The following is a 26,515-nucleotide window of genomic DNA, read 5'->3' as shown; positions in this document are numbered from 1 at the left end:
CGGTCGCAAGCGCCCCCCGGCCCGGAGGAAAAGCCCGGGCCGGGGGGGCGTTCCTAGAGGTCCGCCGGATTTTCTTCCGTGATCAAAAGCGCCTTGGTCAGCATTCCGGAATCGTTCAGACCCCACTTGGCCATGATCTTCTCATAGGTGCCGTCGTCGATCATCGACTGAATCGCATCCGTCATGACCTGCCCGAGCGGATCGCCCTTGCGCACGCCGATGCAGCTGTTCACCGGCGAGAGAACCAGTTCGGACACCTTCAGATCCCCGGTCTGCTTGGCCATGTAGGCGAGCTTGACGGAACCGGCCACGGTCGCCTGAGCGCGTTGGGAGCGAACGGCGAGCTCCGCCTGGGCCTGCGTGCCGTGTGTCTGCATGGTCACCGGATTATCCTTGCACTCGTTGTCGTTCAGCTTTTCCAGAAGCCCGAGATCCCACGAGCCGTTCAGCACCGCAACCGTCAGACCGCAGGCATCAGCCGCCGTCTTGATGTCGAGCTTGCTGTCGGCCGGATAGGCAAACGAGGTGCCAATCTTGCGTTGGGAGACGAAATCCAGTGTCTTCAGGCGTTCCGCCGTGGTGCCGAAGGACGAGAAGCCCGCATCGAATCGCTTGGATTGAAGGCCTGGGATGATGGCGTCGAAGCTCGTCCCTTCGAAGGTGAAGGGCACGCCGAGGCGCTCTTCCATCTCCTTGGCAATATCGACGCTCCAGCCTTTGAGCTGGCCGTCAGCGTCCTGAAACTCGTCCGGTGCCCAATCGTTGAAGACCGCGGCCTTTACGCCGTTTTCCTTGTACTCCTGCGGCAGGGCATCGTGGAGCGCGGGAATGACCTCGGCGAGCGCCGGCATCGCCAGCACCGCACTTAGGACACATCCAGCCAGAATGGATTTAAACATGACATCCTCCTTGTTGTAGCGAACACGGTGGGTCCGCGATTGCGTTCTCTGGTTCCCCTTGTGCATAACGAGAACGTTCTCACATATGAGACACGGAGAATGGCTGTCAGTCAAGCGTGCAGGTGCGGAGAAAAAGTTGCAATAGACGTTGAAATGGAACGCCGATCTGGTAACACCTAAAAAGGACTACAATTTTTCTCAAACCCCAACTGAAAAAATTCTCATTTAGCGAGGCCATAGATGTGAGAGGAAATTTCCCCGGGGCTCCGAAAAGCAAGGCGACGATCGCGGATGTTGCACGCACAGCAGGCGTTTCCACGGCGACCGCGGGCCGCGTTCTTGGCGGCTACGGCTATACTAGCGAAAAGAAGAAGGAGCAGGTGCTCAAGGCCGCCCAGGATCTCGGCTACCGGCCTAATTCGCTCGCGCGCAGCCTCATCACCGGCAAAACCCGCACGCTCGGCGTCGTTGCCGGCGATATCCAGAACCCGTTCTACGCCTCGGTGCTGCGCGGTATTTCCAATGTCGCGGAGGCCAACGGCTTCGGCCTGCTGATCACCAACAGCGACGAAACACAGCTCAAAGAGGTTCATTCGGTCGAGTTGTTGGCGCAGAAGCAGGTGGACGGACTGATCGTCACCCCCAGCGACACGCGCAAGGCGCGGCACCTGCACAATCTGCGGACCATGGGCGTCCCGCTCGTTCTTATCGACCGTGCGGTCGCCGGCCTGATGGTGGACCGCGTAGCAACAGACAACATCGCCGCCGCCGAACATGCGGTGCGCCAGTTGATTGCAGCCGGACACCGCCGGATCGCCATCGTGGCGGAACTCGTCGACGAAGGAAGCGGTGGGCTCGATACATTCCTCGCCCGCGCAGTGGCCGGCGACCCGATCGAGACGGATACGCTCTATCCGAGCTGGCAGCGCCTCCTCGGCTATATTCGGGCGCATAGAATTGAGGGCCTGCCCGTCGACCCGCGCCTGACACTGCAAGCGGGCAGCTATTCCGCGCTTGCGGCGCAAGCGGTCGTCCCGCGCCTGATGATAGCGTCGGACCCGCCAACGGCGCTGTTCACCACGGACGGCACAATGTCCGAAGGCGCCATGCGGGCGCTCACGGAGCTGAAGCTTTCAATCCCGCAGGATCTCTCCATCATCTGCTTCGACGATCTCGACTGGATGAGTTTCCACCGCCCCGGCATCACCACCGTGGCACAGCCGCGTCTCGCCATGGGCGAAGCCGCCGCGCGGATGCTGCTCGAGCGCATTCGCGGCGAGGACTATCCGCCTCGCACGGTGTTGATGCCAGCCGAATTGATCGAACGCGGCTCCGTCGCCCGGCTCTAACCCACAAAATCAGCCCAGGCGCTGCTTTTTAAGGATTCTCTTCCAACGCCCGCGAGTTTCGCTGGGTTCCCTCCAAGCTCCTGCCGTCCGAACTTTGCCCGCATACAAGCCACGGTATCTGTTTCAGACACTCCCACGGAGAAATTCAGTTGCCTTTCAAGGTGCAGTTCTTTAATTGAGAACGTTCTCAGTATCTTCTCAGGAGAGTTTGTTAGATGCCACGTCCCGTCAGAATTCTAGCCTTCGGTGACAATGTGGTCGATTGCTACCGCGGCGAGAACCTCATGTTCCCCGGCGGGAATTGCGTGAACCACGCCGTCTTTGCCCACCGCGCGGGGGCGGAGACGGCTTATGTCGGCGCAGTCTGCGACGATGATGCGGGACGCCTGATCCGCGACGCACTGATTAAAGAAGGCGTCGATGTTACCTCGCTGCGGATAGAGCCGGGGCGGACGGCCTATTGTGTGATCGAGACGCAGGACGGTGATCGGGTGTTCGTGGGCGCGAACCTCAGTGTGTCGATCATCGCTCCCTCCCAAGCGGACCTCGCGCGGCTTCCTCACTTCGACGCCGTCCACACCGGTCGCTCGAGCCATGTCGATGCGTGGCTGCCGCGCTTCGCCGAGGCGACGAAGGTATCCTACGATCTTGCAACGGTACACGACGCCGAGCGCATCGCCCGCGTCGCACCCTATTGCTTCCTTATCGCCTTCTCGGATGGCGGCGCATCGCGTGAGAAAGCGCTGGCGCTTGCGCAAAACGCGAGGGCAGCCGGCGCACGCTGGAGCCTCGTCACCCGTGGTGCCGAAGGTGCGCTTCTGGCTGGTGAGGGCGGAGTGTTCGAAGCACCGGCCACTCCGGTCGAGGCGATCGATACTCTTGGCGCGGGCGATACTCATATCGCCAACGTCCTCGTCGGTCTTCTCAACAACCGCCATCCAGAAACGGTCCTGAAGGAGGCGGCAGAGGCGGCTGCGAAGACCTGCCTGACGCGCGGCGCCTTTGGACACGCGGCCACCATGAGCGTTGACCTTTCAAACATGATGGATTTGGAGGAGATCTACCGCACCACTCGTTCCGCAAGCCCGCCCGAGGAAGCCAACCGAACGGTCACCCTAGCCTCGGTCCGAGGGAGCGAGCAATAGGCGCCTTGCCTGCTAGTTAGGCGCCGGTTCCGACCTATCTGCAGAAGCTCCACTTGCTGACTTGCTGCAAACCAGATGGATCATCTATGACCCATCGAGCGTCCGCCGGAACGAACGTTCCAGGGGATACGTTATGCGATCTTCGAGGCACAGAACGCAAACATACTCGCAAGAGGCGGGCAGTGGTTCGTCCAGAACGGCTGCCCTCGAGCCATAGCCGTATTGCGTCCGGCGCGATGAACGACTTAAGCCTGCACTGGACAACACGCACCGTCTGGATTTAGCTCAATCGGGTGCCAAAGAGGATTAACGATGGATCGCCTTATCTTCCGTTTGGCTGACATAGAGGAAGCCGATCTGGTCCAGGCAATCAGTGCACGAGCCTACATTCCCGCCTACACTGCCGTCATCGGAGTAGCGCCGAAGCGAGCATTTGAGGACTACCGCCCGAGAAACGAGAGGGGAGAAGTCTGGATGGCCGCGCTTGGCACCGAACCAGTTGGCATCCTCGTCATGGAGGACGCGCCGAACCACATCCTCATTTACAGTGTTGCGTTGGAACCCAGCCATCAAGGCAAGGGACTGGCAAAGGCCATCTTGGGCCAAGCGGAGCGGATCGCTCGCGGCAAAGGGAAGCCGGAGCTGCGACTTTACACCAACCAGAAAATGCGAGCGAATCTACGGCTGTACTCAAACTGCGGGTTCTCCGAGCTCAGACGTCGCCCTCATCCAAGCCGGGATAGTGACCCTAAACATGGCCCTGATCGTGACCTTATAAATGACCTTGAACCCGTGGAGCTCAATGACCGACAGCACTGGTTTCTAGCGCGTGTTTCTGAGGGTGGCCGATGTGGTGCCAAGGAGATTATGGTCGTCTGGGAAGTCAGTCTCAAGACCGCTCGACGGGATATCCAGGGCCTTCAGCGCGCCAGATTGCTCGAGTAGGTTGATCTCGCCGGAAAGGCAGGTACCGACGACGTCTCTAGCAGTGACGGTCGAGCAGCGCGGACCTCATTGACCTCTATGAGAAAAAAGCAACGCGCGACGTGGACGGGTTTGAACCAACGACCCGCGATTTTTTCCCAAGTGCCTGGGACTATATGATAATCACCTCTATCACTTGTCTCGGCTTGGATTGAAGCCATATCTTCACTGTGGTGAGACGGGTGGCCGGCATCCTGCCGTGCTGCTCGCCGGCGCTGAGGATGCAGGGACTCTGTCCCTAAAGACGACCAAGACCACGAGCAAAGACGCCTCTTTCGCCAGACAACCTTCTACAAGGCTTGGCGAACTGCGATCTAACGCTATGGGATCTACAACCCGTACACCGGTCGCGGCGCGATCAAGGGCTTGCTTCCGCATGGTCCCCACAACGTCCGCGATGTCCTTGCCACTCATATCCTGAAGCAAACCTGATCCTGCGAGCAGCCAAGGTACGCCATCCAGGGCACGCCGGAGATGATTGCCAACCCTGCGGGTCCCTTCTCGCCACAAGACAAAGCGGCGCTTGCTGCGACGATTCTGAATCAGGTATGGAAGCGTAGTTCCTGCAAATTTTTCCCGGAAACTTGATAGGTGTAGCACGGAGTGCTATATGAAGAGATGTCAGAACGGACTTTCAAAACGGCGTGGTTTTCCAAAGCAGCGAAGAAAGCGCGGATCTCCGACAAGGCCCTTTGCAAGGCGATTGAGCAAGTCGCACGCGGACAGGCTGATGACCTCGGTGGCGGCGTGTTCAAGAAGCGGCTCAACGACAACATGCATCGTTCGATCGTTCTGGCGAAGGCCGGTGAGTACTGGGTGTTCGCCTATCTGTTCGCGAAGAAGGACCGCGCAAACATCGATGACGACGAGCTCCTGGCTTTCCGGAAGCTTGCCGAACTCTATCGGCGCAAGACACAGGCCGAGCTTGATGCGGAAATCGGGACCGGCGCCCTATTGGAGATTTGCAATGGCGACTAAGCGCAAGTTCAAGAGCGATGCCTTTGAGGCGATCCATAGCGCCGTCGAAGACATGTATTCGGCAGGTACCATCGACAAGGAAACCATGAAGACCTTCGATGAGACTTGCCTTTCCATCCCGCAGGAGCTGACGCCAAGCGAGATCAAGGCGCTGCGCGAGAACAATCATGTGAGCCAACCAGTCTTCGCGCGCTACCTGAACACCAGTGAATCAACAGTGCAAAAGTGGGAAACCGGCGCGAAGCGGCCGAGCGGCCCCGCATTGAAGCTGCTCTCGATCGTCCGGAAACACGGTCTTGAGATGTTGTCCTAGAAGGACACTGCCGCAGAAGGATAAGCGCGCGCAGTTCCAGCCGATACATTATGCGATCTTCGTGGCCGAAAAAGGTGAACATCACAGCAACAAGCCGTGCAAGGCTCGCGTGAGCGCGATTCTGTCCGCCGTGAGGCGACGTTCACGCTTAAATCTGTGAAGGCAGCATTGCGCCCGCATAATGGTCATCGAGCCACCGGTCGCTGTCGCCGCAAAGCGGACATGACGCAGTGACAACGCGGGTCGCAGTTGCGCCAAGTCGCCATTCCGCCCCATGCGGGTGATTAGATCACGAATTCCTCCTCGAACGTCTGTGGCTCGGGAACGACCGTAACCTCCACCGGAACGATCCAATTGGCCGCGTAGCTCTCGCAGTCGGAACGCGGGAGCTCAGGCTGCACGCACCCCGCCCCATCGATCGCGCGACATCGCAGTATATTTCGCCCGACTTCTTCAGGGGTCCACATGTACTCCCACAAGCGCCAAGCAAAGGGACGTTCTGTTTCGAGGAGCCTTCCCTCGCGCCAGCCCGTGCCATCTCCGGTGCAGACCTGCACCTGCCGGATAACAGCCTCTCCGCTCCACGCGGCTCCGAAAATCCGGTACGGTTGGCCGGCGATGAGATGCGCCCCCTGTACGGGACGCGCGATCTGCGCTTTGACCTCCATCTCCGCAAGCGGGACCAGCCTGGGTTCCCCGAGGCTGCGCTCCCAACGGAAATAGTCGCGCGCCTGCCAGTAGCCAAGGAACGGTTGCTCCACAACCGTGATATGCGTGATCCACTTGACCCAAGCCATGCCGAACCAGCCACCCACGACCGCGCGTAGCGGGTAGCCGTGATCGCGCGTCAACGCCTCCTCGTTCATCGAATAGGCAAGGATCGTGCTGTGAGCCATTGCCTTCTCAAGCGGTAAACTGCGCGCAAAAGCGATGGGGCCGGGAGAAGCCGTTTTCTTGTTCGTGTCGACGACGCCGCTGTCTGCGCCTACGAGCAGAACCTCACGTGCGGTTCGCTTAACGCCCGCCATTTCCAAAATCTCGCGCAGAAGAACACCTGTCCACGCGGCATTGCCGACGGCTCCGTTCTGCCACTGCAACCCCTCCTTCGGCGGCACATAGTAGACGCGCCCGTTCCCTGCGCACTCGACGACGGCGGTGAAAGTCGTGCTCCGCATCGCCTTGATGCTGTCGAGGTCAAGTTCGATTGGCCGCTCCACCGCCCCGCCAACGCGCAATCTCCAGTCTCGCGCATCGAGGTCCGGCGACGCGAAATGGTTTCGCACGAAGAACAGCTCGGTTGGGATCAGCCAATCGGAGAGCGACGCAAACGGAAACTCGATGTTCTGTGGGGATTTCTGTCGAACTATTAGACTGGGTCGCTCTGGTGTCGGCATCGTCCTCATCTCCCCTTCCAAGAGCACAACGCCGGCTCTCGGTCGCGCGAATTCCGGTTCGATCACACCGCCCCTCGCAGTGAGTCTGTCGCGTTCCGCCCTTCGGTTGCATTCTAGCACATACCGCACGTTTCTCGGATCGACCTCGAACGGCAGCAAAGGGCCCGAATGCTGCTATAGGCCCACGTCTCTTTTGCGCCCCATTCCCGACGTTCACAATGAGGTTGCAACATCCAAGAGCTGCCGTTGCTCGAGTGTCAAGTAGGGGGACGGATAGTGGAATACCTAAGCCAGGTTTGGCGGAAATATTGAACGGGGATATCTTTGCGCCGAGCGGGGGGCAGGCACCCCGACGTTTCGCATCGGCGATATAAAAGGCACGAGGGTTCGAGGCCGGATGGATGAGCCGAAAATCCGGCGGAGCGACAAATATCCCAGTGTTTGGCGCGTGCGCTAGCAGGGTGTTGAAAAAGCCTAGCGCCCGGGGTCTGGTCATGATTCACTCGCTGTATTGCGATTTGGAGCTGATGGATGCGCGGCGGCAATGTGAGGACAGGCGCACTCTTCAGCTATGTCGATCTTGAGGATCGTGTTCGAAAAGATCATCCTCTACGTGCCATCCGTCAGATCGTGAACGATGCACTCGTCTCGCTGGAACGAGATTTTGCAGCACTCTATTCGCCGATCGGACGGCCTTCGATCGCGCCTGAGAAGCTTCTACGTGCCATGCTTTTGCAAGCCTTCTATTCGATCCGTTCTGAACGGCTTTTAATGGAGCGGCTGGAATACGACCTTCTTTTCCGCTGGTTTGTTGACCTCGGCATTGACGATCCAGCTTGGGACCATTCGGTGTTTTCGAAGAACCGCGACCGGTTGCTGGAAGGCGACATCGCCGCGAAGTTCCTGGTCGCAATCCTTTCGCAGCCCAAAGTAAAGCGGTTGCTGTCAACGGACCACTTCTCTGTCGATGGCACGCTGATCGAAGCTTGGGCGTCGATGAAGAGCTTCAAGCCGAAGGACGGCCCCAGGGGCGATCATGGCGAACCACCGTCGGATGCGGGCGGTCGGAATAAGGAAGCAGACTTCCATGGCGAGAGACGCTCCAACGAGACGCATGCTTCAACGACCGATCCGGATGCGAAGCTTTATAGGAAGGGAAAAGGCAAGGAGGCCAAGCTGTGCTTCATGGGGCATGGGCTGATGGAGAACCGCCATGGCCTACTGGTCGATGCCTGCCTAACAGAGGCCAGCGGATATGCCGAACGTGTCGCGGCGCTTGCCATGATCGAACCCTTCTCCGACCGGCCACAAGCGATCACGCTGGGTGCCGACAAAGCATATGACACAAAAGACTTCGTCAAAGATTTGCGATCGATAAAGGTGACACCCCACGTGACGCAGAACATCAACGGTCGCCGTTCGGCCATTGATGGGCGCACGACGCGACATTGCGGCTATAAGGCCAGCTTGCGTATCCGCAAGCGCATCGAAGAGGCGTTCGGCTGGATCAAAACCGTCGCGGGGCAGGATAAGACGAAGTTCCGCGGGCGCGACCGCGTCGGATGGGCCTTCACCTTCGCGGCCGCCGCCTATAATCTGGTGCGGCTGCCGAAGCTCATGACGGAGACAGGCTGATGGCGAGAGTTTCTCCCTTCGCCAAGGCCTTCGCCGGTCGTTGGCGCATCGTCGAGATGGACAACTGGGACAACGACGTCCTCGATCTCGTCGAAGAGGCGCATCTGACATTCCAGGGCACAGCGGACGGCGAAATCGCATTCGTCGCGCTCAAGGGCTTTCTCGATGTTCGCTATGGCGCACGCGATGGATCAGCCTGTGCAGAGTTCTCATGGGAAGGACAAGACGAGAGCGACCCGGTCTGTGGTCGTGGATGGGCAGCTCTCGGCTCCGCTGGACGCCTTGTCGGACACATCTACGTCCACAACGGAGACGATTCCGGTTTCGTGTGCGAACGCGACTGACTTCTTCAACAGCCTGCTAGGCGTTGACCGTCCACCCCTGAGGCTGGACGTGAACGACAACACCTTGCTGCTCGACGGGTGGATATTTCATGAAGTGCTTGCGGAACGAGGTCACGAGACCGTCGTCCCCGGTGTCTTTGCAGAGTTGGTGTATTTGCTTTCCGAGGCGCAGTTCGATCGTATAACGCGACGCTTTGATCGTCTTCTTGGCAGTCTCGAACATCGCGGACGCGTCATCTGACAGCGATGCAGTGGACCAGAACTCAAATCGAACCTTGAGGTTATTCCACTCGGGGTGCGCCTTTACAGCAGCGTAGATGACCGGGACGTTATGTTGGAGCCAGTGCGAGAAATCCTTGTCCGGCACGTCTGTGTAGGGATTGTAGCCCTTGCACTCGATGAATGTGACGGACTTATCATCCACAAGGGCGACCACGTCGGCTTCTGCTTTTTTCCATCCTTGCCCGGTTTCACCATGAAGCTCAGATAAGACGGCGCAGTGAGGTCCCATGCAAATGTGCCAACCGTTGGCGCACTGTCCGGCCCGCGCATGGCAACCTTGTCATAGCTGACGAAGCCTAGTTTCCGCACCCAGTCGCGAACAGCGAATATCAGGAACTCTTCGGTTATCAGGCGAGCGCGCATTTCAGCGGCCATGACGTCGAAATGGTGTTCCGACTGTACCAGGGATATGCAGGCTCCGAGGCCGGGAACATCCCGTCGTTCCAATAGTCCTGCCTGAACGAGGCGTTGGAGAACCGTCTCCGGCGACAGGTGCTTCGCCTGCTTAAGTGGCGACCCGCAGGCAATTGGAAATTGGGGCTCGGGAATGACGCCGCCCCTAAGCCTAATCGCGGCAATGGCGTAGCCGTAAGCCGAGTTCGTGTCCTGCAGCGCATCGACCAGATTGCTCCAGTATTCCGGCGAGCCGAATTGCTTCTCTAGGTAAACGTACCGCGCTTTGCGGGGAAAGGTGATGTAGGCCAACCGCCTCACTTCACCAGAGGCGCGAGAAACACGTTTGCGGGCCGCCGCTGGGGTCAGGCCGAGGTTCTGTACCAGATGGTCGGAGACCGCACTGGTGAGACAGGGCCCTTGATATCTTATGAAGTCTTCTACCGGATCGACCACGACCTTCTCCCTTGTCACACAGCGCTATTAATAACTTAAGTACATAGACCCGTCGTCTGTTTTTCGAACAGGAACATATCCGTTTGATTCTGCGTGATAAATCCGACATTTCTGAGCGACGTTCAAAGGCCATTGTCACAGTGGACTGTCGCATAGGCGGGGTTCCCCAGCGAATTCTGTAGTTTCAACACCCATCTCCATGCTGTGTTGGCCATGAGAGGGCTAGTCCGTGAGATGGAAAATCGCGATCTTCGCTTACAGGTCATTGAATGACGACATCGTTGACCGGCGCGGGAACGCTGTGATCTTAGACATGTTCAGATCTGTCCTGTGACAACCGCTTCGGGGCCGACAGCGGAAATGTTTTCCGCTTTGCGCATAAGCCCGCCAAGCTCATGTTTACGGCGCGCTACTTTCGGCCCAACGCCATTTCTTTCCTGACCGCGGGATCATCATCGACGCTTCGCGCCTAATGTCGGTCGTTTGGGCTGGCTTCAACAGATCCTGAAAGCGGACACGCCAACGATAAAGCCAAGATGCAGGAGATGCTCTCGTTGCCTGCTGCTTGTGACCGGAAGCAGCGGCATGGCGTTGAAAGCGGCCGGCTTCCCATCGACGCGTTGCGGACGAGGGTGATGACGCTTCGCTCCACGCGTCCTAACCTTCAACCTTCTGCCAGACGGAGACATGTTTTTCGCTGACCTGCGTGAACAGCTCCTTTTTCCAGCCGCCCCAACGCTCTTTGAGCCTTAAACCAGCCAGTCGCGCCATAAGGTCGAATTCAGCTGGCCAGGCATAACGAAACGGTACTGAGAATCGCTCATAGCTTCCGTCACGGAGCCAGATGTGATGGGACGAGAAATTCTGGTTCACCACGTCGTACTCGTCGACGCCCCAATGCGTTTCGCCGTGGTCGAACGCCAGGATCGTCTCGCCGACCGGCAGCCGCTGAAGCGGTGGCACGCCGACCTCAATCAGGAAGTGTCCACCAGGTTCGAGATGCGCGGCTGCGTTCCGGAAGCAGGCGAGCTGAGCGTCCTGCGATGTCAGGTTGTTTATCGTATTGAAAACCAGGTAGACGAGTGAGAACCGTCTCGCGACATCCGTCGTTACCATATCGCCGATCGCTACCGAGATTTCCGCGCCTCCTTCTTTAGCGCGAAGGCGAGACACCATCGGCCTCGAAAGCTCGATTCCCTCCACCTGCACCCCTTTCCGCGCGAGGGGAAGTGCGATACGTCCGGTTCCGATCGCGAATTCCAAGGCGCGCCCGCCTCCTGCGAGCTCGGCCAGGAGATCAACGGCCGGCTCGATCACCTCTGGCGCAGAGATGCCTTTATCATCATCGTAGGTCGCAGCGATCTTCTCGTCGAAAAGCCCGTCATCATGCATTCTGTCTGCCTCTCTGGTAACGCTTGTTTCAAGACCGACGGCGCTATCGCGTTGACCGCGGCTTCGTGGACATCGCATTAATTCGTGAGCCGTCGCGAAAGGGATCAGCGAGGGCTTCCACCCATCCGCTCGGGGCATGGGATTCCCCGCAGGCAAGCGCATCCATGGCGGCGGCCGGTGATCTGTTTCGCCGCTCGCTGGCTGCGACGGTGCCAGTCCAAGCGAACTCGCGAATATCGCGACGCGCAATACCTCGGTGCAGTGCGTGTTCGGACTCGCTCCGTTGCCACCAGCCCACAACGACGGAGGCTCCGAACCTCAAAGCTGGTAGCTTCGTCAGAAGGCCGCGGGCAAGGCGCTCCGGGATTTCGGCTATTTGGAATTCCAGTGTCATGACCTTCGTCCAAGTTGTGCTGAGTTAATGCCAACCTAGTGAATTGCCGTCAGACGTGTTATCGGCAGTCTGACAAATTATGTCTCTGAGCCGCCATGATTGCCCGCGACAACCTGATCAACGTTCATTTGCCGGAAGACGGGTTCGGAGATTATCCGCATACCGCTGTCGCTCAGGGCGGAGCAGAGCCCGCCGGGCGGACCTACGCTTTTCATACGCACCACCGGGCGCAGCTTTTCCAGATCGTGCGGGGTTCGCTGAGGCTGGAGACGGAGCGGGGTTACTTCATCATCCCGCCCGAACGCGCCGTGTTCGTGCCGTCCGGGGTCCTCCACGAGGTGACCTACCTGCAGGAGACGGAGCGCAGCTATCTCTTTTTCCGCCCCGACGCGGTAGCGAGCCTGTCACCGGAAGTCTCCGTGATCGGTACGACGCGGCTCCTGCGCGAGCTAATCCTGGCGTTTCTGGAAATACCTCGCGCGGATGCGGGCAGCCTCCGCGCCGAACGACTTGTGGCAGTCATTCTCGACCAGCTCCAGACGAGTCCGGTCGCACCGTTGTCTCTCCCGTTGCCGGCATCCGAACGCCTCCGGGACATCGCCGCAGACATGCGGAATGAGCCGGGCGCAGATTGGCCCCTCAATGAGCTTGCGTCACGTGCGGCCATGTCCCCACGTAGCTTCCAGCGTCACTTCCAATCTGAGACAGGGATGAGTTTCCGCGCCTGGCGACAGCAGGCGAAACTGCTGAAATCGGTGGAGTGGCTCGCCGGTGGCCGAAGCGTCGGCGACATCGCTTTTGCACTCGGCTACTCAGGCCCCAGCGCCTTCATCGCGGTTTTTCGGGCGGCCTTCGGTGCCTCTCCCGGAAAATACTTCCAAGACACGCCTCTGGAGCTGTGATTCACCGGATGCCCGGCGCGGCTTACCGCGTAAGTCTGCCTTCTTGGCCTCGCTCTCCAGAACCTGCCAGTCTCCTTCCGGCCCCAGAGCCGACTTTCATTCCTCGACTTGAATGGATCAGAACCCGCGACCCATGGCGATGACCTGAGCTTCGTTGTCATGAAGACTGGCGCAGATGGCGACGAGATCTGACCAGTGCTCGAGAGCAGTGCGTTTCGAACGCCGAATTTGCCCACAGAGAATATTTAGCCTCGCATATTGGCTGGGGTGGCTCCGGAGTCGATCCAATGAAAAGCGGGGCCGCGCCACTGTCGCGATATTCGCTACTTTCCCATACCCTCCATTTATTGATTGGCGCGGCAACGTCACTCAGTTCTTGAGGCGAACTCGACGAGACATTGAAATGAAAGCTACTGTACATATGGGTTCCACGCGCAGGCCGGAAGCTCATTACCAATCCATTCTTATCGAGGTGCAGACATGCCCGCTCATGTCTGTATCGAAGGGACGTAGCTGTTTCCGGTCCGTGCTCTTCCTCCAACACCCAATCGACGCCATATGCAAGGCAGTCTCCATCAAGCGGCGTCTTTAGCCACGTCATTGGTTGACCAAAGTCCATGCTTTCGAGCACGCCAAGGACTGCATCGCCCCCCTCAACGCGCTGCATAAATAAGATCAGGGCGGCGGCGCTTCCAAAGTTAACCCGCGCCAACTCACCGGGGACAAGCTCCGCTGTTCTCTTTACATTCAGAATTGATATGCGCTTCACGATTCACCCATTTCTAACGCCTGATTAGCTTTCGAAAGTCCCTGATGTTTGTGAAAGTGTCGGGAGCGTGGATGGCCGCCTCCATCTCTTCCCGTAAATCAGTATCCGCATTGATCATGTTCAAGAAATCGCAAATCAGGTTCTTCGCGAGCCGCCCGGTGCGGCCCGACATCTGACCGTCGAGATAAATAGCGCAGGCCATTTCAAGATCGTTGGCAAGCTCTTTGAACTCGTCCTCCCATGCGGAGATGTCACCTGCTTTTTTTGCCTGATGAAGTCGATCAACTCTTTCCATGATACTGGCACGCATCGCCCCTATGGCACCCGCGGATACGGCCAGACGATCATTTTTCATTTGTCGACCTACGAACAATAGGCCCGCAAATGCGACCGGAAAGCCGACGATCGTGATAATATCAGACAGGGTTTCGAGCACGGCCGCTTAGTTTCCGCCGTCAGGTTTCGGTTTTCCGATCTTATTAGGGACGTTGCTGGTCGTGAATGACTTCTGAATCGACGCTCCCTTTTTGCCGTCGTAGGTATTGTGGGTGCCTGTCTTGGGAGTGGACGCCGGGTTGTTCGTTTTCTTATCAGTCATGAAATTGTTTCCTTAGCTCAGCAAAAGACGGCGGGATCGCTCCCGCCGTCCCCATCGTCACTTCTTTCTAGTATCGCCGTGGCCAGGCTTCGGCACCCGCTCCACAGTCGTTGTGCTCGGACGCTTGACCGCCTCTTTCACTGGAATGAATTGACCGGATTTGGAGTCTCGTCCGCGAGGTGTTGTTTTGCTGCCACTTGCCATAAGTCTTATCTCCCTGGCCTTGCTACGCAAGCCTCCGGGACCTATGACGGAGTTGTCAGACTACCGCTGCAGCGTCACTGTTCGTCTACGGCGACCAGTATACCGCAGCCCAAACAAACAAAGGCACGCCCGAATCGATTCGACGCGTGCCTTTTTATTGCGCATGCGCGCCAGCGTAGCAAGTTCATCAAAGAGTTTTGCCCCTGAAATTCACGGGCGATGAATTCCCCGCAAGTATGTACCAAGTATAACGTATGCAGATATCTTTATGTCGGAATGGATGGTATAGGGATGGAGCTTTAGTCAGGCAGAGGTCATCAACTCTCTGCCGCCCAGGCCGGACAGGGGAGCCACCCACAGCATTCGCTAATAATTTAGATTCTCAGTCCACGGAATCTCAAATTAAATGCCAACCAAGAAAAAAATGGCCGGAATCTTATCGTTAATGCCAAGCGACACTTCAAAACGCCGCTAGCGCTCCGCCAAGCCCTGATGGGCCGGTTTTCGGCTGGCACTTCTCCAGTCCCGCGCGCATGCGAGAGCTCTGGCAAACCTCTCATGGTGCGAAGTCGTGACCGATCCGTCAGGAATGTAAGTCGAAGTGGCCACGCGAGCGGCGGCTGTGTCTACGCCGCACAATTCCGCCAGACCGAGGGCAGTTAGTTCATGCGTGGCTGGAACGATGATCCGTCGCTCGCAGGCGGATGCAAGGAACCGAGCAAAATAGGTGCTTTGAGAAAGCCCCCCATCGATTGAAATGGCGCCTTCCGTATGGATGACATCAGCGGCAGCGTTAATCAATCCGACGGTGAGCATGGCGATACCCTCAAGCACGGCACGCACCATGTCCCTGCGGTCTGTTGCATGATCCATGCCAATGAAGACCGGTGCCGCGTGGCGATCCCAATGCGGTGCGGCCAGACCAGACAACGCTGGTACAAAGGCGATTCCCCGACCCAACGCCGAGCATCCGTCAAAAGCATCCAATTCCTCCACAGAGGAAAACAGGCCGATTGTGCGAGCCCACTCGATCGCAGCTCCGGCGTCGTAGACGCCACCCTCAAGAGCAAAGACGGGCCTTTCATGGTGTCGCTGCCAGGCAACGGTCGGAAGGAGATCCCCTTCCAACGGACGTTCGCTACCGGCAACCGCCAAGAGGAAGGCACCGGTGCCGAACGTGATCTTGCAGTCGCCGGGCCGGCGGCATCCGTGCCCATAGAGGGCCGCCTGCTGATCGACGATGGAGACCTTTACCGGTGTTCCGCCGATGAAACCGAAACTCGCGTCGACGGGAGCGATCGGCGGCAGGCATTCGATGGGCACCCCGTGCAGTGCGCACATTTCTGGGCTCCAAACCTGCCTGTCGAGGTCCAGTAGCCCCGTCCGGGAAGCGGTTGCGACGTCGGTTGAAAAGCTACCGCACAAACGATCGAGAAAGAATGCGTCGGTTGTACCAAGACGAAGGCGGCCGGCAGACAATGCCGACTTCACCGCAGGTACGTTTCGCACGAGCCATGCGAGTTTGCTTGCAGAGAAGTAAGGATCAAGCGGAAGCCCTGATACTGCCTTCGAGCGCGCGCCTGCGCCAGCGTCGAGCTCGGCCAGTACGTCCGCCGTGCGGGCATCCTGCCAGACGATGACACGCGACAGAGGTTCGCCGGTCACAGCATCCCACGCAAGGCAGCTCTCTCCCTGGTTGGCAATGGCGATGGCGTCCGCGGAACGACCCTTCTTGAGGACTGTGACGATGTTTCGCAGCAACTCCTCCGGATCGTGTTCGACCCACCCGGGGGCCGGGTGAAACTGAGTGTGGCGAATGGCAGCAACAGTCTGGGCTTGGCCGCCGTCCTCGACAACAAGACATCGAGTCGATGTCGTGCCCTGGTCTATGGCCGCAACGCGCATTCGTTATTCCTCCCGAAAGCGGAAATGGACTGCCTGCGCTTGGTGTGCAGCATCCGGGATTGGTACGAGGACCCGTCGTTCCGGCATCCACTGTTGCGCCTTTCGCCACACCTCGCGCCCATCGAGTTCAAGCGATAGGACACCGCGACAGCATCGATTGAAGCGCAGCTGGAATTGGCGGAAGGCGGACGCATTCAGCTCGATGCGTCGTAGGATCTGCGGCACCACCAGTTTCACCGGCGGATCGAAAGTTAGAGCAACCGGCAACCCGGCCTCCTCCCCTCGCCGGTCTAGATCTGACGCAATCGCCGCACCCACGGCTGTACCTTCGCAGAACGCCCAGCCGCCGGTCTCAACCGCGCGCAATACGTTGCCGCTGGCGAAATAGAGGGGGTTTTCCGTACGGCCGTCCTGATCAACAGCCGGCCCGGCACTGCCCGAAGCAATTCTGATCGAAGACTGCAGGAACAGCGCGGCCTCCGGCGTGAAGCGCCCTGTGAACAGAATTCCGTCGCAGGAAATGGTCTGGGTGCCGCCGTTCTGCAGCCGAACTGTCGCGGCCTCAACACGCGACGTTCCGCGGATATCGACAACATCCGCACCGCAATGGAACGGGATGCCAACAAGGGCAGGAAACCAGTTGAAGGGTGCACGTGCGATCGCATGCCGTTCGGGCTCAATCACGGCAACCGGTCGCGCCCGATGGGACAGACAGGTCAGGACGGCAGACAGTGACACCAATTCAGAGCCGACGATCAACGGGCGACTGAACGGCATGAGGCCATGGAGGGAGACATACGACTGAAGTGTGCCGGTCGTGACGATACCTACTGGGCGATCCCCGGAAACCAGCCTCGCCGAGCGCGGCATCTCGCGCGCGCCGGTTGAAACCAGGATGCGGCGAGCCGACAGTGTCGCGGTGCCCTTGTCGGCTACAATGGTTACGACACCATCATCCCCCAGCGAAACGACGGAATGCCCAGTGCGGACATCAACCTGCGCGATTCTAGCTTGCCTTTCGAGCCGCCTGCCGTAGGCGGCTCCGAAGTAAATCCGACCGAATTCCCTCATCCCAAAAGGCGAGTGGCTACAATGACGGGTCGCGCCACCGAGGTACCTTTCCCGCTCCAGGATCACTACACGCTCAATGCCGCAGCGGCGCAGTTCGAGAGCTGCGGCAACGCCGGCAGGTCCGCCACCAACGATGATGACGTCCGCATTCAAGTCGTTCATGATCGTTCCAACTCCGCAACCGCAAGCGGTGTCTTGAACATGCCCTTCGTCATCTCGGCCAGACGCGCATTACAATAGAACCCCTGGCAACGCCCCATCCCGGCGCGCGTGCGGCGTCTGAGGCCACCGAAGTCGCCCGGAGGTACAGCGCTATCGAACGTAGCCTCGATCTCGCGCTTTGTGACAAGTTCGCAAAAGCAGACGATTTCCCCGTGATCCGGCTGCTGCCAGTCGCGATCCTGTGTTTCTGCCAGGCTTGGGACGCTGACCTGTGGCACCTTGGCTGGAGGAGACAAGACGACGCCGAATCTCTCGTGCAGCGCCAGTGCATGGCGCGCCAGGCCAAGTGCTGCGCTGAGCCCGGTTGAGCGGATGCCGCCGAGCGTTATCGCCCGCTGTTCCGGTCGGGTGTAAACGCGATACGCCTTCTTTTCGGTCGCCGGTCGCAACCCAGCATAGACCCCCGTTACGGGAATGTCGGCCAGTGCCGGCACGATCTGCGAGCCACGCTTCAACAGCGCCTGCAGCGCATCCTTTGCAACTGTGGCGCGGACCCGATCATCCTGCTCTTCGGCGGTTGGTCCAACGAGAACGTTGCCGAATGCCGTCGGGCACACCACGATACCCTTGGTGACCTCAGTTGGAACCGACAGCACGATGCGCGGCACGAACCGAAAGGCCGCTTTGTCGAGAACGACGAACTGTCCCTTGCGCGGCCTGATCTGAAACTCGGGCTCAAAGCCGAGCCTTTGATCGACGACATCGCCGAACAGGCCTGCTGCATTAACGACGGAGCGGGCGACCACGGCGCCGGCGGTGGTCTCCAGCGTCCATTCGGCGTCGAACTTGCCGCTCAGCAATTCGGCGTCGCGCAGTAGGACAGCCCCAAGCGCCAAGGCCTGCGCGAGGTAGGCGAGAGGCGCTGACCACGGATCGATGACGTGCTCGCCCTCCACCTCAAGAGCCGCGACCAGGCTCTCAGCGAGCGCCGGCATCGATTTGCGCGCCTCGGCGCGTGTCAGCAACTTCAATTCGAAGATGTTGTTTTCGCGCCCTTGCGCCTCGATCGCTTCCAGCTTTTCCGCCTCCGAGGGGGTCCAGGCACACACGAGCGCGCCAGTCCTGATAATTGGAAGATTGAGGCTTTCCCTGATCTCCAGGTATTCCTGCCTGCCTGCGCGAACGAGTTCGAGTTCGAGGCTTTCGGCCGGTGCATCAAAGCCAGTGTGCAGGATGGCACTGTTGGCCTTCGAAGCGCCCGATAAAATGTCCGCTCCCTTCTCGATGACGACTACCCGGGCTCCGGCAAGTGCAAACCGGCGAGCAACGGCGCACCCGACCACGCCGGCGCCAATGACGGCAACGTCGAAAAGATCTTGCGTCGTGAACTTGGATCGTTGGAGCATCACGGGTCTCCTTCCACTCTGTAGACAGACAGTCAGTATGGCTGTTGGAGCGCGATTGCGGGAGGCGGCGATGGTGATCCGCCCCATTGCAGGGCGGACCAGGTTTTTGAGTGCGCCTCAACGGTAGGGGTAGCCGGCCTTCTGCATGGTCTCGGCATATTTCTTGAAGGAGCCGACGACCTTGCCTGCGCGAGGGCTCGAAGCGGCAACCTCGTCCCAGAAGCCCTCGGAATCCTTGATCACTTGCGCCCATTCCTCGGCCGGGAGAGCCGTCAACTCCATCTTTTCGCCCTCGACGCGCAGCTTCGCCTCCCCTCCCCAGTACCAAACGTCGCGGTAGTAGTGCGACTGGTCGATCGTAATACGGAAGAGTTCCTGCAGGTGTGGTGGCACTTTTTGCCAGCTGGGTGTGTTTGCGAAATAGCTGCCGAACCAAGCGCCTGTAACAGAGTTCGCCAGCGCGTATTTGCAGACATCCGCCCAACCCACTTCATAGGCTTCGGTGAAGCCGCACCAGGCGACGCCGTCCAGTTCCCCCGTCTGCATCGCAACTTCAACGTTGTCCCAGGGAATGGTTACCGGGACCAGGCCGTAGCGCGACAGGAAGCGCCCTGCGGTCGGAACACCAAAAACACGAAGGCCTTGCATATCCGCAAGGCTGCGGATCGGCTTGTTGACGGTGAAGATGTGCAGCGGATCCCAGGCGCCGGTAGAGAGCCAGGTGACGTTCTCGACTTCCCCGTAGGCTTCTTCCCAGATCTCCTTCAAGCCGTAGTACCTGAACAAGGCGGGGACATCGAGGCTGTAGCGCGTGGCGAAGGGGAAGTATCCGCCAAAAACCGCGATGTCGACCGGGGATGCCATTGTCGCCTCGTCGGATTGCACTGCATCGAGCGTGCCGCTTTGCAGTGCCCGGAACAGATCAGCTGTCGGTACGAGCTGATCTGCGTAGAAGAGTTCAATCTCCATCTGGCCATTGGCAGCGGCATTGAAGGCGTCGATCTGCGGTTTGATAACGTGCGCGCCGAGCGGGGCGCCGGAGTAGGTTTGCAGGCGCCACTTGATCGGGCCGCTCTGGGCGTTAACATAGGGGGCTGCCAGCGTCGAACCGGCAACCACTGCGCTGGCGCCCAGACCAGTCTTTGTCAGGAAATGTCGACGGGTTGACAGGATCTGCTGCGATGCACTTGGTACCTTCGTGTCCTTTGTCATCCTATTCTCCTCTGGTTATCTGGGGCTTTTTCGTTCGGTCAGCCCTTCACATTCAAGTGCTCAGGAAGCCACAGCGCCAGCTGCGGGAAGGTCATGACTAGCGCGATCGTCGCAGCCATGATGAGGGCGAACGGCCAGATCGACCGATAGATGTCGACCAGCGTGATCTCCTTCGGCGCCAGCGAGCGCATCAGGAAAAGGTTGTAGCCAAATGGCGGAGTGATATAGGCGATCTGGCAGGTCATCGTATAAAGCACGCCGTACCATATAAGCTGGTTATCAATGCCGAGATCCAGGATTTTGACCAGCGGGATATAAAGCGGCGCCACAATCACCAGCATTGCCGTGTCATCCAGAAACATTCCCATTACGATGAAGCTTATCTGCATCATTATGATGATGGACCAGGGTGAAAGGTCCCACTGACGGATGAAGAGGTTTTCGATCGCTTTCACCGCGCCGAGGCCATCGAAGACGGCGCCAAAGGCCAAGGCGGCAAGGATCAGCCACAGGAACATGCACGAGACCGCGAGCGTCTTCATAGACGTCTCGCGCACCAGATTCCAAGTGAAGCGCCCTTTCAGCACCGCGGCCAGCGTCGCACAAGTGGCGCCGACCGCCGAACTCTCGACGAGGCTCGTGTAGCCGAAGACAAAAAGGCCGGTCATGAAGAAAAAGATCGCGAAGGGAATGATCCCTGCCCTTGCCAGCGCCAGTTTCTCGCGCAGCGGCATGTCGAGTTCTTCGTCTGCGACGGTAGGAGCAAGCTTTGGGTTGAGCCGCGAGCGTAACACGACATAAAGAACAAAAAGAGCGGCCATGATGAGGCCGGGAACAAGGCCGGCGAACCAGAGCTTGGAAACCGGCTGGCGGGCGATCATGCCGTAGAGCACCATGACGACAGAAGGTGGGATAAGGATACCAAGCGACGAACCACCCTGGACGACGCCGGAAATCAGTACTTTGTCGTAGCCACGCCGCAGCATTTCCGGCAACGCGATCGTCGCGCCGATGGCCATACCTGCGACCGAAAGGCCGTTCATGGCTGAGATGATGACCATCAGGAAGATTGTGCCGATGGCAAGCCCACCGCGCACACGGCCGAACCAGACATGCAGCATCTTGTACAGGTCTTCGGCAATCCCTGACTCCGACAGGATGTAACCCATGTAGATAAACATTGGCAGGGTCAGCATCGCATACCAATTGAACAGCTTGAACACCTGATTGAATGGCAACTCGATCGCACCTGGCCCATAAAGCAGGAGCGCTGCAGCGGATGCTACAAAGCCGATCGCCCCAAATACGCGCTGGCCGGTTACGAGCAGCAGCACCATCGATGCGAACATGAGGAGTGCGATCATTTCGTAGCTCATCGCAATTCCTCACCGCGCAGCGCAGCAACATGCTTAAACACCAGCGCGATTGCCTGCATCAGCATGAGGATGAGACAGGCCACCATCAGCGACTTGATCGGAATGACGGATGGGTTCCAGATGGAAAAGCGTCGCTCGCTCGTCTGGATCGCGTAGATGAGGCTAGAGATCGAGCCGGCCAGCAGAACGCCGAGATAGAAGATGAGACAGCCGACAGTCGCAAGATCCACCTTAGCGCGGCCGCGTATCGACAGCGTCGAGTACCAGAGGTCCATTCGGATATGTTCGTTGTTCTTGAGCGTTATCGGCCCGCCCATGAAATAATAGGCAGCCAGCGTGAATTGTGTGAGCTCCACTGCCCAGTGGACCGGCATCCTGACGAGGTTTCGCGTCACTGCGTCGAAGAGAAGGGTAGCGCCCATGAGGAATATCAGCGACGCCGCCAGATAACCTACATAGTCGGAGATTTTCTCGGTCGCTCTGACATAGACAGCGATCAGACCACGCATGCACGCTCCTCGCATTTCCATGTGTTGCCGTCGAGGTGACGTATTCGCTCCATTTCCAATAGAAAGTCTGAATTGAGACCAGCAACTTGATGGAGACGGAACCGCTACGCACTCGTACGGACAAAAGCCGACTTGCCAGTCAATCGGCAGCGTTAACTGAACGCTTTCGCCGGTCGGTCGAAGCCGGAGCTCAAATGGGGAAGACCGCTGCGACGCGGCCGCCACTGCGGGGGGCTGCGGCGAATATACAATCTCCACCCTCGCCGACGCGCAATCGCGCGCCGGCAAGCATGCACTTTGATCGTGAGGATGAATGCCTCATCAGCCACTGTAGCTTGTTTTTTGCCAAAGAAAAGACACATTCCGACGAATTGTGCCCATACAGCAATTGTTCGGTCAAACGTCTGCCCGTTCAGCGACCGACCACACATAGAGTTGACCGAACATACATACGATCCTACAATTTCCGGCCATTGAAGCAACGGAAGCGGGTGACCGCATTGCCGCAAGTCGGCGCGGCACTCCGCTCCCGTGGAGAGACATCTTGCAACCATCCAAGCGCTACGAGGAGATATCCCGCCTTCTCGATCATTCGGGCGAGATGACGGTTGAGGATTTTGCTGACCGGCTTGGCGTCTCGCGCGAGACAGTCAGGCGCGATCTGACCCGGCTCGATGCGATGGGGAAGCTGCGAAAGTTCCATGGCGGAGCGCGGATTGCATCCCGTGGCAACGCTGCTATCGAGGCGGAAGATCCCTTCACACAGCGCATGGCGCAGAACGCCGACGCGAAGAAGAAGATTGCCAGCGCTGCACGCCGCCTCGTTGCATCTGGAGACTCACTCTTTATCGACACGGGAAGTACGACCGTGGCAATGGCTGAGGCACTCGTCGCACTTCATGGTCTTGTCGTCATCACGAACGCTCCACGGATCGCGGCAATCGTCGCCGGCAACCCTAGCCACAAGGTCTTCCTAATTGGCGGGGCGTACGGAGTGGACGCAGGAGAAAGCCTCGGGCCGCTCGCGCTTGAACAGATCGCCAAGTTTCGTGCGCGCCACGTCATCCTGACAGTCGGCGCTATCGACGCCACCTCCATAATGGACTTCGATCTCCAGGAAGCGGAGGTCGCAAAGGCAATGATAGAGCGGTCTGACCGCATCACTGTCCTTGTCGATCACAGCAAATTCAATCGGCGCGGGGTCTTCGAGGTTGCTCCGCTGTCGGCAATCGATTCGCTCGTTACAGACAATCAACCCGATGCAGCACTTGTCGAAGCGCTCACTGCCGCAGGCATCGAACTGATCATTGCCGAATGACTGGGATGGGTGATTGTCCGTCGTCGAGCGTCTCAGGCAATTTTCTCTCCCGTTCACTACCTTACCGTTGCACCCTGCTGGTGATGAAACGCCACGCTTGAACGGGGCTTTTGGACGGTGATTGACTTGTGCTTCCCCATCCCCGGCCGATCCGTTCATCGAGCGTAACATGCGCGCGTGGCAGGTGCTTTGTCCATCGCGGCAGACGGCCACGATCCCGCTCACTGGCTTGCCCAAAAAGGTCCAAAGCGCGATACTTTTCCTGCAATTTGTGGGAACGGAGGATTCGACGATGAGACATCACACACGCGAAGAACTCCATACTGTTGCTGGCATTCACCGCGATGCCGACCACCACCCCCTGACACGTGACGAGCGTGTTGCGCGATGGGCGGAACTCTTGGAGCAGGATCCGGATCGGGCCCTCGTAACGCTTCAGGAAACCGAATACCAGCCTGACATCATCCGCGATGAAATGCGAGAAGACGGCTCCCCGATCACCATTGCCTTTAAAGACCCGGTGCTGCGTGGTGAGGGGTTGACGAATGATAGCTACGGCGAAGCGAAAAGGTTCTTTGAATTCACCGACTGCCAGTTGCACTATATTGTCTGCAGCTGTCATTCGGGGGTAACGGTGCGTGGGGACGCAGCCGCAGAGCGCGTTCGCGACGTGGCAAAACCACACCCTGGCCTGATCGGAATGCTGTGGGATGCACTATTGATCTTTCGCTGAAGGGCCCGCTAACCAGGCAAGGGGCGCCCTTGCGCAACTAGGCATCACGACGTGGGGGTAGTGTGCTGAAGGTTCTGCAAATTCACTGAGAGAGGCGGTCATGGCAGGCTGGTGATGTTGAACGTCACCTGATTCCCTGGAAGGAACGCCACCATGACCAAGACTGAAGGTAAGACAGCCAGCGCCGCCGTCAAAGACATTTTGCTTTCGAACCCCGATGGGCTGCGCGAGGTGATCCGCACGGTGATGCAGGAGGTGCTGGAAGCGGAGATGGACGAGGCGCTGGGAGCTGCGAAAGGCGAGCGCACGCCGGAGCGGCTCGGCTACCGTTCGGGCCACTATGGCCGCACGCTGATCACGCGGGTGGGCAAGCTCGAGCTGCGGGTGCCGCAGGATCGCTCGGGGCACTTCTCCACCGAATTGTTCGAACGCTATCAGCGCTCCGAGCGGGCGCTGGTGGCAACCTTGGCGGAGATGTATGTGCAAGGGGTGTCGACGCGGAAGGTCAAGGCGATCACCGAGGAGCTGTGCGGCCATGCCTTCTCGGCGTCATCGATCTCGGCGATCAACAAGCGGCTGGACGAGAGCCTGAAGGCCTTTGCCGAGCGCTCGCTTCAAGAGCCGTTTGCCTACCTGATTCTCGATGCCCGTTATGAGAAGGTGCGCGAGGCCGGTGTGGTGATGAGCCAGGCGGTGTTGATCGCTGTCGGCATCGACTGGGACGGACGGCGGCAGATCCTGTCGGTCGAGATGGCCGGCCGTGAAAGCCGTTCCGCCTGGAAGGACTTCCTCGTCAGGCTGAAAGGGCGCGGTTTGAAGGGCGTCGAACTGGTGGTCTCCGACGACCATGCCGGTCTCGTCGCGGCAATTGGCGAGGTGATCCCGGAAGCTGCCTGGCAGCGCTGTTACGTGCATTTCCTCAGGAACGCCCTCGATCACCTGCCGCGCAAACATGGCGACGATTGCCTGCAGGAGCTTCGATGGCTCTATGATCGCCGCGACCTTGATGAGGCGAAGGCCGATCTCGCCGCGTGGCTGGGAAAATGGTCGGTCCGCTATCCGCGCCTGACCTCCTGGGTTGAGGAAACCATCGAGCAGACGCTGACCTTCTTTCGTCTGCCGCGCCAGCATCACAAGCACCTCAAGAGCACCAACATGCTGGAACGCCTCAACGAGGAAATCCGCCGCAGAACCTACGTCGTGCGCATCTTTCCCAATACCGAGAGCTGCCTACGCCTCGTCCGCGCCCTCGCCGTCGAAACCCACGAAAACTGGATGGAGGCCAATCGCTACATCAACATGGACGACCTGCGAGAGCACAAGAAACTCGCACTCCGTCAAGCCGCATGACCAGCACGCATGACCGTCCAATTTTGCAGAACTTGACGCACACAACCCGTGATGCCGCATGCCACGCCTCGTAAACATGGCTGCAGCGACACCCGCGATCCCGCCCGGATCACGGGTCCTTCACATCTGCCTCAGGCCTTGCAGGCCGGTCCATTCAAAAACAGCTTGGGCATCGGTGAAGTTTCAATGGCGACACCGGGTGAGCCGCGTCTCGGGGGCGATGTAGTCGTGCTTGCAAGAGTGGGTGCCAGGACGCACGCCTCGCGATCGGATGGCGGGTAGCCGATGAAACCCAATCTGGTCTAGCCTGAGACGGCCTTGGTTCGTTCTGCGTCGCACGACTTCATGCGAACCAGATTGGGCTGCCCGGCTGCCGCTTTTGTGGTCACGCAGGCCTGCAGACCCGCCTTCCGGGCTCCTTCGACAAACAGCTCCGCCTCAGCTTTGGCGTAACCGCCTATGCTGCTGAGATATTGTTCGGCATTCCAATCCGGCCCAAGCTTCATCACTTCAGAGGCCGCTTTGGATGCCTCCTCCTGCTCTCCGAGGTAAGCCCGGGACATCGCTTCGAACGCCTTGTCCAGTGCAAACGGCTCCTTGATCGTCCTGGCGTATCTTGCAGACTTCTCGAACTGCCTTCCAAAGAAGTAGACGTTCGCGAGCCTTGCTTGTACCAGTCAGGATGAAGGGGATTGAGAAGAACAGCGCGGTCAGCAAGCCCCACCGCTTTTTGCGATTCGCCGAAGCTCGGCAGGTACCAAGCTATCAGAATGAGGACGTCGGCATTGTTGGGAGCCAATTGTTCGGGCTTTGTGAACTCGGCCATGGCGCGCTCCGGTTCCCCATTAAAAGCGTAGGCCGATCCCATGGCTAGGTGCGTTTCACCGTCATTTGGGTCAAGGGCCATGGCGCGCTCCGCAGCCTCACGATGTTTCGGCAGGATCTTTTCGGGTGGAGCGATGCCTAAGTCGAGCATGTAGCCGTAGACATAGGTCAGCGCTACATAGGCCCGCGCCATACTGGGATCGAGTTCGATCGCCTT

General features: G+C 58.9%; 24 protein-coding genes and 1 pseudogene. 12 read left to right on the top strand and 13 right to left on the bottom strand.

Annotated features, from left to right (window positions below):
* Positions 1–53: 53 nt before the first annotated feature.
* Positions 54–899, bottom strand: a complete 846-nt coding sequence (locus M1D43_RS26455; RefSeq protein ID WP_011970326.1) for an ABC transporter substrate-binding protein — start codon at positions 897–899, stop codon at positions 54–56.
* Between the two features lie 242 nt (positions 900–1,141).
* Between M1D43_RS26455 and M1D43_RS26450 the strand changes: the two genes are divergently transcribed.
* From M1D43_RS26450 to M1D43_RS26425, 6 genes and pseudogenes are all read left to right on the top strand, one after another.
* On the top strand, positions 1,142–2,248 hold the full coding sequence (locus tag M1D43_RS26450; protein ID WP_017277169.1) for a LacI family DNA-binding transcriptional regulator: 1,107 nt from the start codon (positions 1,142–1,144) through the stop codon (positions 2,246–2,248).
* 215 nt (positions 2,249–2,463) lie between these two features.
* Complete coding sequence (locus tag M1D43_RS26445) at positions 2,464–3,393, top strand: PfkB family carbohydrate kinase (RefSeq protein WP_017277168.1); 930 nt, start codon at positions 2,464–2,466, stop codon at positions 3,391–3,393.
* A 312-nt stretch (positions 3,394–3,705) separates the two neighbouring features.
* Entirely contained in the window at positions 3,706–4,338 is a 633-nt protein-coding gene (locus M1D43_RS26440; RefSeq protein ID WP_017277167.1) for a GNAT family N-acetyltransferase, read from the top strand.
* A gap of 226 nt (positions 4,339–4,564) precedes the next feature.
* Positions 4,565–4,965, top strand: a pseudogene (locus M1D43_RS26435) (hypothetical protein); the annotation flags it as partial.
* Between the two features lie 30 nt (positions 4,966–4,995).
* On the top strand, positions 4,996–5,355 hold the full coding sequence (locus M1D43_RS26430; RefSeq protein WP_015241874.1) for a type II toxin-antitoxin system RelE/ParE family toxin: 360 nt from the start codon (positions 4,996–4,998) through the stop codon (positions 5,353–5,355).
* Positions 5,345–5,668 (top strand): helix-turn-helix domain-containing protein, encoded by a 324-nt coding sequence (locus M1D43_RS26425; RefSeq protein ID WP_003526806.1) that lies wholly within the window; start codon positions 5,345–5,347, stop codon positions 5,666–5,668. The genes M1D43_RS26430 and M1D43_RS26425 overlap by 11 nt, the downstream gene beginning before the upstream one ends.
* 284 nt (positions 5,669–5,952) lie before the next feature.
* On the opposite strand, the gene M1D43_RS26420 is transcribed toward M1D43_RS26425, so the two are convergent.
* Positions 5,953–7,062, bottom strand: coding sequence for a sulfite oxidase (locus M1D43_RS26420; protein ID WP_086023409.1), 1,110 nt, complete (start codon positions 7,060–7,062; stop codon positions 5,953–5,955).
* Between the two features lie 531 nt (positions 7,063–7,593).
* On the opposite strand from M1D43_RS26420, the gene M1D43_RS26415 reads away from it, so the two are divergent.
* Entirely contained in the window at positions 7,594–8,697 is a 1,104-nt protein-coding gene (locus M1D43_RS26415; protein ID WP_153444512.1) for an IS5 family transposase, read from the top strand.
* On the top strand, positions 8,697–9,041 hold the full coding sequence (locus M1D43_RS26410; RefSeq protein WP_013845644.1) for a hypothetical protein: 345 nt from the start codon (positions 8,697–8,699) through the stop codon (positions 9,039–9,041). Before M1D43_RS26415 ends, M1D43_RS26410 begins: the two co-directional genes overlap by 1 nt.
* A gap of 16 nt (positions 9,042–9,057) precedes the next feature.
* On the opposite strand, the gene M1D43_RS26405 is transcribed toward M1D43_RS26410, so the two are convergent.
* Positions 9,058–9,552 (bottom strand): hypothetical protein, encoded by a 495-nt coding sequence (locus tag M1D43_RS26405; RefSeq protein ID WP_153444235.1) that lies wholly within the window; start codon positions 9,550–9,552, stop codon positions 9,058–9,060.
* Between the two features lie 1,277 nt (positions 9,553–10,829).
* Complete coding sequence (locus M1D43_RS26400) at positions 10,830–11,564, bottom strand: class I SAM-dependent DNA methyltransferase (RefSeq protein WP_017277654.1); 735 nt, start codon at positions 11,562–11,564, stop codon at positions 10,830–10,832.
* A gap of 489 nt (positions 11,565–12,053) precedes the next feature.
* Between M1D43_RS26400 and M1D43_RS26395 the strand changes: the two genes are divergently transcribed.
* On the top strand, positions 12,054–12,860 hold the full coding sequence (locus tag M1D43_RS26395) for an AraC family transcriptional regulator (RefSeq protein WP_017277653.1): 807 nt from the start codon (positions 12,054–12,056) through the stop codon (positions 12,858–12,860).
* A gap of 782 nt (positions 12,861–13,642) precedes the next feature.
* Here M1D43_RS26395 and M1D43_RS26390 read toward each other — a convergent pair.
* The 8 genes from M1D43_RS26390 to M1D43_RS26355 form a co-directional block, all read right to left on the bottom strand.
* The gene (locus M1D43_RS26390) at positions 13,643–14,065 is read right to left on the bottom strand and encodes a hypothetical protein (protein WP_017277652.1); all 423 of its coding nucleotides are present in this window, start codon (positions 14,063–14,065) and stop codon (positions 13,643–13,645) included.
* Between the two features lie 6 nt (positions 14,066–14,071).
* Positions 14,072–14,227: a hypothetical protein gene (locus M1D43_RS26385; protein ID WP_020479970.1), complete on the bottom strand. Its 156-nt coding sequence runs from the start codon at positions 14,225–14,227 to the stop codon at positions 14,072–14,074.
* A gap of 675 nt (positions 14,228–14,902) precedes the next feature.
* Complete coding sequence (locus M1D43_RS26380) at positions 14,903–16,336, bottom strand: FGGY family carbohydrate kinase (RefSeq protein WP_017277651.1); 1,434 nt, start codon at positions 16,334–16,336, stop codon at positions 14,903–14,905.
* Positions 16,337–16,339: 3 nt separating this feature from the next.
* Positions 16,340–17,569 (bottom strand): FAD-dependent oxidoreductase, encoded by a 1,230-nt coding sequence (locus M1D43_RS26375; RefSeq protein WP_017277650.1) that lies wholly within the window; start codon positions 17,567–17,569, stop codon positions 16,340–16,342.
* Entirely contained in the window at positions 17,566–18,975 is a 1,410-nt protein-coding gene (locus M1D43_RS26370; protein WP_017277649.1) for an NAD(P)/FAD-dependent oxidoreductase, read from the bottom strand. Before M1D43_RS26370 ends, M1D43_RS26375 begins: the two co-directional genes overlap by 4 nt.
* A gap of 117 nt (positions 18,976–19,092) precedes the next feature.
* Positions 19,093–20,187: a type 2 periplasmic-binding domain-containing protein gene (locus M1D43_RS26365; RefSeq protein WP_017277648.1), complete on the bottom strand. Its 1,095-nt coding sequence runs from the start codon at positions 20,185–20,187 to the stop codon at positions 19,093–19,095.
* 38 nt (positions 20,188–20,225) lie between these two features.
* Positions 20,226–21,563 (bottom strand): TRAP transporter large permease, encoded by a 1,338-nt coding sequence (locus M1D43_RS26360; RefSeq protein WP_017277647.1) that lies wholly within the window; start codon positions 21,561–21,563, stop codon positions 20,226–20,228.
* Positions 21,560–22,072, bottom strand: a complete 513-nt coding sequence (locus M1D43_RS26355; protein WP_017277646.1) for a TRAP transporter small permease subunit — start codon at positions 22,070–22,072, stop codon at positions 21,560–21,562. The genes M1D43_RS26360 and M1D43_RS26355 overlap by 4 nt, the downstream gene beginning before the upstream one ends.
* Positions 22,073–22,616: 544 nt before the next feature.
* Here M1D43_RS26355 and M1D43_RS26350 point away from each other — a divergent pair.
* The 3 genes from M1D43_RS26350 to M1D43_RS26340 all read left to right on the top strand — a co-directional run bounded on the left by M1D43_RS26350 (position 22,617) and on the right by M1D43_RS26340 (position 25,473).
* Entirely contained in the window at positions 22,617–23,390 is a 774-nt protein-coding gene (locus tag M1D43_RS26350; RefSeq protein WP_017277645.1) for a DeoR/GlpR family DNA-binding transcription regulator, read from the top strand.
* 292 nt (positions 23,391–23,682) lie between these two features.
* Positions 23,683–24,123, top strand: coding sequence for a hypothetical protein (locus M1D43_RS26345; RefSeq protein ID WP_044559005.1), 441 nt, complete (start codon positions 23,683–23,685; stop codon positions 24,121–24,123).
* A 153-nt stretch (positions 24,124–24,276) separates the two neighbouring features.
* Positions 24,277–25,473, top strand: a complete 1,197-nt coding sequence (locus M1D43_RS26340; protein ID WP_088197378.1) for an IS256-like element ISRm5 family transposase — start codon at positions 24,277–24,279, stop codon at positions 25,471–25,473.
* Positions 25,474–25,978: 505 nt separating this feature from the next.
* Here M1D43_RS26340 and M1D43_RS26335 read toward each other — a convergent pair.
* Positions 25,979–26,491 (bottom strand): tetratricopeptide repeat protein, encoded by a 513-nt coding sequence (locus M1D43_RS26335; protein ID WP_026030087.1) that lies wholly within the window; start codon positions 26,489–26,491, stop codon positions 25,979–25,981.
* Between the last annotated feature and the right edge of the window lie 24 nt (positions 26,492–26,515).

The organism is Ensifer sp. R1-3 (assembly GCF_056739175.1).
This window is presented reverse-complemented; position numbering and strand designations above follow the sequence as displayed.

Bases quoted from the DNA above. Each gene is read 5' to 3' on its own strand.
- M1D43_RS26455 (WP_011970326.1), bottom strand. From the start codon at position 899: ATGTTTAAATCCATTCTGGCTGGATGTGTCCTAAGTGCGGTGCTGGCG.
- M1D43_RS26445 (WP_017277168.1), top strand. From the start codon at position 2,464: ATGCCACGTCCCGTCAGAATTCTAGCCTTCGGTGACAATGTGGTCGAT.
- M1D43_RS26440 (WP_017277167.1), top strand. From the start codon at position 3,706: ATGGATCGCCTTATCTTCCGTTTGGCTGACATAGAGGAAGCCGATCTG.
- M1D43_RS26430 (WP_015241874.1), top strand. From the start codon at position 4,996: ATGTCAGAACGGACTTTCAAAACGGCGTGGTTTTCCAAAGCAGCGAAG.
- M1D43_RS26425 (WP_003526806.1), top strand. From the start codon at position 5,345: ATGGCGACTAAGCGCAAGTTCAAGAGCGATGCCTTTGAGGCGATCCAT.
- M1D43_RS26420 (WP_086023409.1), bottom strand. From the start codon at position 7,062: ATGCCGACACCAGAGCGACCCAGTCTAATAGTTCGACAGAAATCCCCA.
- M1D43_RS26415 (WP_153444512.1), top strand. From the start codon at position 7,594: ATGCGCGGCGGCAATGTGAGGACAGGCGCACTCTTCAGCTATGTCGAT.
- M1D43_RS26410 (WP_013845644.1), top strand. From the start codon at position 8,697: ATGGCGAGAGTTTCTCCCTTCGCCAAGGCCTTCGCCGGTCGTTGGCGC.
- M1D43_RS26405 (WP_153444235.1), bottom strand. From the start codon at position 9,552: ATGGGACCTCACTGCGCCGTCTTATCTGAGCTTCATGGTGAAACCGGG.
- M1D43_RS26400 (WP_017277654.1), bottom strand. From the start codon at position 11,564: ATGCATGATGACGGGCTTTTCGACGAGAAGATCGCTGCGACCTACGAT.
- M1D43_RS26395 (WP_017277653.1), top strand. From the start codon at position 12,054: ATGATTGCCCGCGACAACCTGATCAACGTTCATTTGCCGGAAGACGGG.
- M1D43_RS26385 (WP_020479970.1), bottom strand. From the start codon at position 14,227: ATGACTGATAAGAAAACGAACAACCCGGCGTCCACTCCCAAGACAGGC.
- M1D43_RS26380 (WP_017277651.1), bottom strand. From the start codon at position 16,336: ATGCGCGTTGCGGCCATAGACCAGGGCACGACATCGACTCGATGTCTT.
- M1D43_RS26375 (WP_017277650.1), bottom strand. From the start codon at position 17,569: ATGAACGACTTGAATGCGGACGTCATCATCGTTGGTGGCGGACCTGCC.
- M1D43_RS26370 (WP_017277649.1), bottom strand. From the start codon at position 18,975: ATGCTCCAACGATCCAAGTTCACGACGCAAGATCTTTTCGACGTTGCC.
- M1D43_RS26365 (WP_017277648.1), bottom strand. From the start codon at position 20,187: ATGACAAAGGACACGAAGGTACCAAGTGCATCGCAGCAGATCCTGTCA.
- M1D43_RS26360 (WP_017277647.1), bottom strand. From the start codon at position 21,563: ATGAGCTACGAAATGATCGCACTCCTCATGTTCGCATCGATGGTGCTG.
- M1D43_RS26355 (WP_017277646.1), bottom strand. From the start codon at position 22,072: ATGCGTGGTCTGATCGCTGTCTATGTCAGAGCGACCGAGAAAATCTCC.
- M1D43_RS26345 (WP_044559005.1), top strand. From the start codon at position 23,683: ATGAGACATCACACACGCGAAGAACTCCATACTGTTGCTGGCATTCAC.
- M1D43_RS26340 (WP_088197378.1), top strand. From the start codon at position 24,277: ATGACCAAGACTGAAGGTAAGACAGCCAGCGCCGCCGTCAAAGACATT.
- M1D43_RS26335 (WP_026030087.1), bottom strand. From the start codon at position 26,491: ATGGCGCGGGCCTATGTAGCGCTGACCTATGTCTACGGCTACATGCTC.